The 8,897-nt window shown below is 31.8% G+C and carries 5 protein-coding genes; 3 read left to right on the top strand and 2 right to left on the bottom strand.

The genetic code is table 11. The features are described 5' to 3' along the window. Positions 1 to 124 precede the first annotated feature (124 nt). Positions 125 to 1,966, top strand: coding sequence for a hypothetical protein (locus IJI80_RS04465; protein WP_292788002.1), 1,842 nt, complete (start codon positions 125 to 127; stop codon positions 1,964 to 1,966). Positions 1,967 to 2,328: 362 nt separating this feature from the next. Here IJI80_RS04465 and IJI80_RS04470 read toward each other — a convergent pair whose 3' ends face one another. After that, entirely contained in the window at positions 2,329 to 3,999 is a 1,671-nt protein-coding gene (locus IJI80_RS04470) for a glutamate--tRNA ligase (protein ID WP_292788004.1), read from the bottom strand. Positions 4,000 to 4,695: 696 nt separating this feature from the next. Then, positions 4,696 to 6,837 carry a hypothetical protein gene (locus tag IJI80_RS04475; protein ID WP_292788005.1) on the bottom strand — a complete coding sequence of 714 codons (2,142 nt, stop codon included), beginning with the start codon at positions 6,835 to 6,837 and terminating at the stop codon, positions 4,696 to 4,698. Positions 6,838 to 7,383: 546 nt separating this feature from the next. Between IJI80_RS04475 and IJI80_RS04480 the strand changes: the two genes are divergently transcribed. Both IJI80_RS04480 and IJI80_RS04485 read left to right on the top strand, forming a co-directional pair. Next, positions 7,384 to 7,884 carry a hypothetical protein gene (locus IJI80_RS04480; protein WP_292788006.1) on the top strand — a complete coding sequence of 167 codons (501 nt, stop codon included), beginning with the start codon at positions 7,384 to 7,386 and terminating at the stop codon, positions 7,882 to 7,884. 43 nt (positions 7,885 to 7,927) lie between these two features. Continuing rightward, on the top strand, positions 7,928 to 8,743 hold the full coding sequence (locus tag IJI80_RS04485; protein WP_292788008.1) for a class I SAM-dependent methyltransferase: 816 nt from the start codon (positions 7,928 to 7,930) through the stop codon (positions 8,741 to 8,743). Positions 8,744 to 8,897: the final 154 nt, after the last annotated feature.

Below are 8,897 nucleotides of genomic sequence, written 5' to 3' on the forward strand. Positions count from 1 at the left end.
AATACTATAAGATAATGTATCATTTAGTATACATTAATCATTAATTGTTCTATATTATACTTACAGATTAGAGAATATATTAGAACTCACAAATATTTTAAAATAAGATTAATTCGGTGAAAAAATGAAAGAAATGACAGCGATATTGCTTATTCTCATAGCAGTTATTGGGATAATTTCCATAATAATTGTTAAATTATACTATAGAGAAAAGGAAAAAGATAATGACAAGGAAAAACTGGAAGAATTCATCAATAGCACTAGACCAGAATATGATGATGAAAAACGTAGAAGAGTCAGAAGATCTCCAAACAGACCACGTGCTAATTTAAGTGAAGCACAATTATACGCAAATACTATTGATGATGTTGAAAATGGGGAAATGGGATCAACAACCGCTTTGCTTAGACAAAGAGCAAAATCTATGGAAAAAGCTCCTAAAAAACAACCTAGAAGAGCTAGAAAACCTAATAAAGTTGTCCCTAAAAAGGTTAATAGAACCCCTGAAAGAGTGAAAACTCAAATTAATAAGGAAGAGGAAGTCAAATCCTTCCAAGAGCCTATTAAACCTGAACACACTGCAACCATCAACAGTGCAAGACAAGAAGAAAAACAACCTGAAGCTCGCCAAGTGCCAATGACTGAAAAACAAAAAGAGTTCATTGCAAGTGAAGCTAATAAATTAATTGTTGAAGATGGTGAAGGCACTGTGAAAGTTGTTAAATCTGTCAAACCGGCTGAAACAATTGAAGAAATGAAAGAATCTGCAAAAATTGAAGAAGAAGCTGTAACAGAATCAAAAGATGATATAGTTGAAAAAGCTGAAGCAGATACTGCTGATTTAATCAAAAAGATTGAAAAAGTAACAGAAGATGTTGAAGATAAATTAGCAGACATTTCAGTTAATGATATTGACGCTGTTAAAGAGGAAATAGCTGATGGAGAAGAAGCAAATAAAACTCCAGATATCGGATCAACTATTGAAAAAATCAAACAAGCATCTGAAGCTAAGGAAGAAGCAAAAGCAGAACCTACAATAGAAAAAGAAGCTAAAGTGGAAGAAGCTGATGTTAAAATTAAAGAAATTCCTAAATCTGAAGATTCTTATAATGATGATTTACATATTCTCTTAAATAAGGAAGAGCAAGTGGAAGTGGATGAAAGTCCTGAAAATGACTTTGTTACAATCAATTCCAGTGAAGAAGAAAGAATCTCTACTGGAAATGAATTGATCAACAATGCAATCAAATCCATTAGAAACTTCAGAAAAGCTAATGTTCCTCCAAAACCAGTTGTTGTGGAAACTAAATATGATATAGTTCCTGATGACTATGCTCAAGACTTAGGAGACGGAATTGAGTATATCGGAGACACAATTACAATCACTCCAATCCATGAGGAAGAAAGAAACTTAGCAAGCACTCAACCGAATAAAAATGTAGACAAAATCTATAAGGAAATCAATAAGGAATCCTACAATAAGACAGATGACGAAGAATTGTCTGATTCCTTCGAGGATGTTACTGACGAAACTTCCGAAAAAGATGCCAATGTCTACACAAAAGAGGATTATGAAAAGATTGAAGCAAAAGAAAGAGAAAAAGTACGCAGAGCAGAAAACACTAAAAAGATTTTAGGATCTAAAGGAATCAGCGAGGAAGAACTTCGCAAAAGGTCTGAAGCTAAAGAAAGATCCAAACGCACTAGAAAAGCTGCTCCTGCAAAAGAGCCTGTAGAAGAAGGTCAAAAAAGATTGATGATGCATAAGGCTAAAACCGATGTTGAAGAGGTTTACATCAATGGAACCTTATTTGAACTAAAAGTAGGCCAAATCGTCATCTTTGAAATCAATGGAGAAAACTATTCAAGCCAAATCTTGAGACTTAAACCAGGCTACATTGGAGTAAGATACAGGTCTAAAAAGATTTGGGTCAAATCCAATACAGTCAAAAAGATTTTAAAATAATTTAAATGGTTTAAATAGCTTAAATTCTATTTTAAACTATTTAATAATTATTTTTATATCTTAAAATTTAAAATGTTTTAATTTTTATTTAAAAAATAAATTTATTTAACTAAAAAAAGCCGAATTAATCTTAAATAAATTTATTATCTTTTTTATCTTTTTATTTATTAATTAATTTTAATTTTTTCTTAATTTTCCTTTTTTATCTTTTTATTTTATTAATTAATTTTAATTATTTCTTAATTTTCCTTTTTTATCTTTTTATTTATTAATTAATTTTAATTATGTCTATTGTTCATTTTTTATAAAAATTAGTTCTTATTTTAACGAACAAATTAAAAATCTAAAAAAAATACTATGCCCTATTTATGGGCATAATAGAATATTAATTCATCATCTTTAATCTCATCAAGTCTTGCAAAACCGAATCTTTCAAATTGGACAATATCTCCAACTTTTAAGTCTTTGCAATCAAGTTCACAGAGACCTTCAGTTACAGATGCATCATCCATAACGACTTTGGCCTTAATCGCATCAGTTGGAACCCATTGAATGATTCTTGCTTTTGCATCTCTTGCATCCTCAAAGGATTTGCTATGGAAAACAACATCATTATCCTTGATTTCAACATTCACTGCATCCATCAAACGACTGATTCCATCACTTAAGTCAGCTTGAGGAATATAAACTTCACTATTGAATACAAGAGTTCTGTTTCCCCTTTCCTCAAAGTCAGGGTGCAACGGCCTTTCAATAGCTAATCCTAAATCATCTTCCGGCACATCTGCAATATCTACTTTTACAGGATTTGGAACAAAGAAGTATCTGTTTACCTTTTGCTCTATGATATTTCTGTTTAAGCCATAAATCTTTTTCCAGCTGATTGCAGAGTCAGACATTTTAATACCTATCTCAACCATCAATTGAGTGATTGTTTCAGGTTGGATTCCTCTTCTTGCAATAGCTCTTAAGGTTCCAAGTCTTGGATCATCCCAGCCACTGTAAGTGCCATCTTCAATTCCTGCCATTGCTTTAGAGGTACTGAGTGCAATGTCTTCCATTTTCAATCTGCCGTAATGAATGAATTCAGGAATTTCCCAATCCATATGCTGGTAAAGATACTTTTGCTTTTCACTGTTTGCAAGATGGTCCTTACCTCTTAAGACATGAGTCATGCCAAGCAAATGGTCATCTACAGATACAGAGAAGTTCATCATAGGATAAACTCTGTATTTAGTACCCATCCTTGGATGTTCCTCATCAACAATTCTCATTGCTACCCAATCACGAATAGCAGGATTCTTATGATTTATATCAGTTTTAATTCTAAGTACTGCTTCACCCGCTTCCATCTCTGGGAACTTTTTCCAAAGCTCCATATTTTCCTCAACGGTATTGTCTCTACATGGGCAAGCTTGGCAATTATCCTTAAGCTTTTTGAATTCTCCACCGTCACAAGTACACATATATGCTGCTCCACGCTTGATTAGCTCTTCAGCATATTGGTAATAGATTTCAAAACGGTCACTTTGATAGTATACCTCATCAGGCTCTATCCCTAACCATTTCAAATCCTCTTGGATCAATTCATAAGCAGGTTCGTAAATACGTTTTGGATCAGTGTCTTCAATTCTCAAAATGAATTTTCCACCACATTTCTTAACGTATTGACCATTTGGAACAGCTGCCCTTGCATGACCGATATGCAATGGACCGCTTGGATTTGGAGCAAAACGCATTACTACATCCTTGTTTTTACCTGGAAGCTTTGGAAGGCCTTCTTCCTTTTTCTGTTTTTTCTCTTCAACAGCAACTCCCAATTCTTCCATTTTTGCTTTCTGTTCCTCTGGTGAAAGTGCATTCACTTGAGCTACAATCTTTCCGGATAAAGGACCAATTTCCTTTGCTCTTGGCCTGAGTTCCGGTTCACTGCTCATAATGGAACCCATAACAGCTCCAGGATTTGCACTTCCCTTATGTTTAGCAGCATTCAATAATGCATGTTTAAATACAATTTCTTCTAATTCGTCCATAAGTATCACAAATAATAAATTTTAAAAAAAAAAGTTTATAATTAAATAATTCTTATTAGCAATAAATTGAAATAATAATTTAATTAAAATTATGTTATAATTTATGAAACTAAACTTATATAAATATAATTAAAAATAGGTATAAATCTAATATGAATGTAATAAAATTACAAACATATTAGATAGGCAAATCTAATAAATAGGTTTAGCAACGAATTTATCAGACAATAATAGTTTAAACTTTTTTATATATAAAATATGCTATTTTTATGTTTTGTTAATATTAGATGTAGATAAACCTAAGAACAATGATGAAATTTTTTAACTGAATTAATATAAATAAAATAACAGTTAATAATTTTATATGTTTATCTAATAAACTATAATTTAATTAAGCATTATTTTAATTAAAATTAATGAAAAAACTATGGAAAAATTTACTATATGTAACTATATTGAAATTGTCTATTTGATTAATAATTTATCACAACTATAATTTTAAAAAAATAAGATTTGAGAAAAGATGGAGACAATAAAAAAGATAAAAAATAAGATTTGAGAAAAAATGAAAAAAAATAAAAAAGATAAAAAATAAGATTTGAGAAAAAATGAAAAAAAATAAAAAAGATAAAAAATAAGATTTGAGAAAAGATGAAAATAATAAAAAAAATAAAAAATAAGTGAATATAAATCCACTTATTTAATAGTTAATTTTACACTTTTACTTGCTTTAAGGTAGTAAGGAGTTGTCTTAAAGTTTATAGAAGCTTTGAAAGTGCCTTTTTTCTTTAAGTTAGTTATTTTAAAGGTAGCTTTTCCTTTAGAATTGGTAGTTGCCTTAAAGGTTTTACCTTTAACTTTCAAGCTAAGTTTAGCATTCTTAATGACTTTTCCTTTACTGTTTTTTAAAGTAATAGTGTATTTCTTAACTCCCAATGCTTTTTTAAATGCTTTTTTTGCAGCAACTATACTGGTTTTCTCCTTATTGATCTTCACTTGAACGGTTTTGCTTGAAGAATAAATAGGGCTGTCTAATTTAATTACCAGATTTTTAGTACCATACTTTGCAGCCTTAAGGACTTTTGCAGTTAATGTGATAGTTGCAACACCTTTAGAATTTGTCTTAGCTGAACCAATGCTTTTGCCGTTTAAGGTAAATGTTACATTTTGACCGGATAAAAGCTTTCCAGCACTGTTTTTAAGTGTTACTGAATATTTTCCAGCATAGTTGATAACAAAAGTTGCAGTCTTTGCAGTGATTGCAGCCGCATCTTTCTTGACTGTCAATTTGACAACTTTATCTTGGTATAAGTTGGTTAGTCTAACATGCAAATCATGAGTGCCTGCTTTAACACCTTTTAAGATATTTGCAGTCAATTTAATTGCAACAACACCATTTTCATCACTTATGCCTGAAGCGATTGTCTTGTTTCCTACAACAAGTGTTACATTTTCTCCTGCAAGAGCATTTCCATCAGTGCCTTTAACTGTAGCTTTGTAAGTTCCACCTGAATTAATGCTGTAGCTTGCAGCATTTGCAATGATCTCATTACCAGTGTCTACATTGCTTAAGGTAATTGTAGTATACTCAGGGACATAAATAGGGTCAACTCCAGAACTGTTGGTGTTTCCTATGAAAGTACTATCTTTAATGTTTAAAGTGCCTGAAGAGGATATTGCACCTCCACTCTCTGAAACATGATTTCCTGTAAAGTTAGAGTTAATGACTGTTCCTGATGCAGTATTGATTGCACCTCCAGTTAGATTAGCACTGTTAGCATTAAACTCTGAATTGATTACAGTAAAATCCCAACCGTAAATAGCACCACCTCTTTCACTTGCTTCATTAACGTTAAATTGGGAATTGTTTATAAATCCATTGTCGTTGATATTTACTGCACCACCATAAGCGGCTTTATTATTAGTAAAGACACAACCATCAATTGTAACATATCCCCTAGCGTAAATAGCTCCACCCCAGTCTGCTTCATTATAGATAAAAATAGGACAATTGATGATACGTGCATTTTTAGCTTCCTCAGAGACAAATATTGCACCGCCACCATAAATATACTCATTCGCATAATTTTCTCTGTGCATTACATTATTATTAACAAAACGAGAATTATTAATTAGAGGTGAAGCCCCATCAAGATAAATTGCTCCACCACCCTTATACCTTCCGCTAGAATCAGTAATGCTATTGCGTTCGAAATAACAGTTAGAAACTACAGTACTACTGGATGAATAAATAGCCCCCCCACGGGCCCGCACATAGTTGTCATGGAAATCGCAACCGTAAATGGTTGAAGAAGCATCATCATTTATAGCCCCTCCATAATCCCAACCTGAACAATACCAAAATCCGCAGCTGATTAATGTAATTGGGTTATTTTTTATATACATTGGACTAGCATGTTCAAACTTAATGTTTTTCAAGGTAATATTCCTACCTTCACTAAAACAAAATATGCTCTTTAAATCGCCACCATTTAAAGTGTGACTGTCTCCATCCAATACAAAATTATCGCTAGTTATAATATAAGGATCATAATCCCCATCTTTATTCTCATCATAAGCATAGTCTCTTTTTAGCACATATTGATTGTTTTCAGCACTTTCAATATCATGCTTTAAATCAGTCAATGATCCAGTGCCACTTTCTCCATCCGTTAAGACCTCTTCTGATGAGGAATCATCGGAAATTGAAATGTCCTCGGATTGGACATCATCTATAGCCTCAATATCATTTGCTTGAATGTCATCAGCCGCACTGACACAGCTTAAAGTGACTAGAACAAGAATTAATAATGAGGCAAAAAATAATTTTCTCTTCATATTAAAACCTCTAAAAGCATAGAATTTAACGACATAACTTCTAAATAATAAATATTTATTGTTACAATTAATAGTTTATAACATAAGTATATATAACAATTTCTTTTTTTAATTGGACAAATGAATTTTTTTGAAAAATGTTCAATTATCTTAATTTAAACTTACAAAAACTTAATTAACGGTTTAAAGAACAAAAGGAATTGATTTTAATAAAAAATTTCTAAAATAATAAATGCTCCAGATTATGGAAATCATAAAAATTTTACAGTAGAAATATACCTCTCTCTAATATATGAAAATTTTTGTCAAATAATGAATTTTCCTTATAAAGAATTGGAAAGAATAAACTAATTATAAATATTATGCAAATAATAAAATTATATGACTATGAGAAAAAACTATTTTTTTCTTGTGAATGAAAATAGCGCATATATAAAGCAAAAAATCGTGTAAAATTTTCTATTGTATATCCTGAAAATGAAATGAAAATTCTCTGTGTACAGAAAAATATTTACAAATACTGAAAAATAAAAGGTTGGAGATAAAATGGATGGAAGACTGGATATAGATTCTTTTGAAAAGGCAATAAATGGTTTGAATAAAAATCTAAGTGATGTCGGATTGCTGTTTAGAGCAAATATGCCACTCTTAGCAACTGATGCAACTCAAGAGACTAAAGAGAACTGTGTGGACAAGATGTCTGATAGAATAGCTGAATTGCTTGATTCCTTTAGGGAAAGCTATTCCTATTACAACGACTTTTATGAAAAGATGAAAGAGAACATCAGAAATGACAATATAGAAAATCCTGAGGAATATGACGTATTCTTCAATCATGCAAATGAAACATTTCCAAAATATATAGACGAGCTTGGACAAAGCATTGACAGCCTATGTGACATTCCAGTGAAGACTGAGAAGTTTGAAAGCACAATGAGAGAATTGGGAGCTATCATTGAAAATTTCCGTTTTGACTTCAAGAGAACATTGGCAGTCTCTGACGTTTATGAAGTTCAAAAGCAAATGAAAGAGGAAAATGATTCTTAAGAATTGAAATATCTTTTAATGAATAAACCTATGTTGTGATAAAATGGCTTTTCAAATAAATGATCCTGAAGAGATTGATTGGGCTTATTTCTGGAGAGAGAAACTGGAAGCTAAAAAGGACAGATCCAAAGACTGGAATAAGGCTGCTCCCAACTTTGGCAAATCAGCTAAGAAGGATGATTATCATACTAAATTGATTGAAAGAATTGATGTGACTAAAGATGACACTCTTCTTGATTTGGGTTGTGGTGAAGGAAGCATTACAATTCCACTTGCCAAAAAGGCAAAGTCAGTAACTGGTGTTGATTCAGCTTATAAGATGCTTGAGATATTGAATGAAAAGGCTCAAAGAGAAAACGTGGACAATATAAAAACAATTGAAGAGGACTTGACTAAAATTACAGTAGCCAATGTGGGAAAGCATGACATTGTCGTAGCTTCAAGATCATTGAATGGAGTGCTAAACATAAGCGAAACCATTGCAAATATCAATGAAATAGCTGACAAATATGTTTACATTACCCTTTTCGGACCGAACAACTGGAAACTTGAAAAGGAATTTTATCAATCCATCAATAAGGAATACTTTGAATTTCCATCACACAGATACTTCTTCAACATACTTGTGGATATGGGAATCTATCCGAATGTTGAAAACCTGAACATAGGTCAGAGCAGGGAATATGAAAGCATTGAAGAGGCAATGGAAAGTGGAAAATGGAGATTGGATACCTTAAATGATGTAGAGAAAGAAGACTTGCACAAATATCTTGAAGATATTCTTGAGAAAAATGATAATGGAAAGCTTTCCAATCCAAAGGACAAGGCGGATTGGGTATTATACTGGTGGAAAAAATGAAAAAGAAGATTATTATTGAAGATGAAAATGAAATCGATTGGGAAGAGCTTTGGACTAGAAAAATGGATAAGAAGGGAGACAGAGGAAAAGACTGGACCAAAGCAGCTGTGAAATATAGTGAAAGAGCCAGCAAGGACAATTACACAGAACAATT

The sequence above is a fragment of the Methanobrevibacter sp. genome, from assembly GCF_017432245.1.
GTDB lineage: Archaea > Methanobacteriota > Methanobacteria > Methanobacteriales > Methanobacteriaceae > Methanobrevibacter.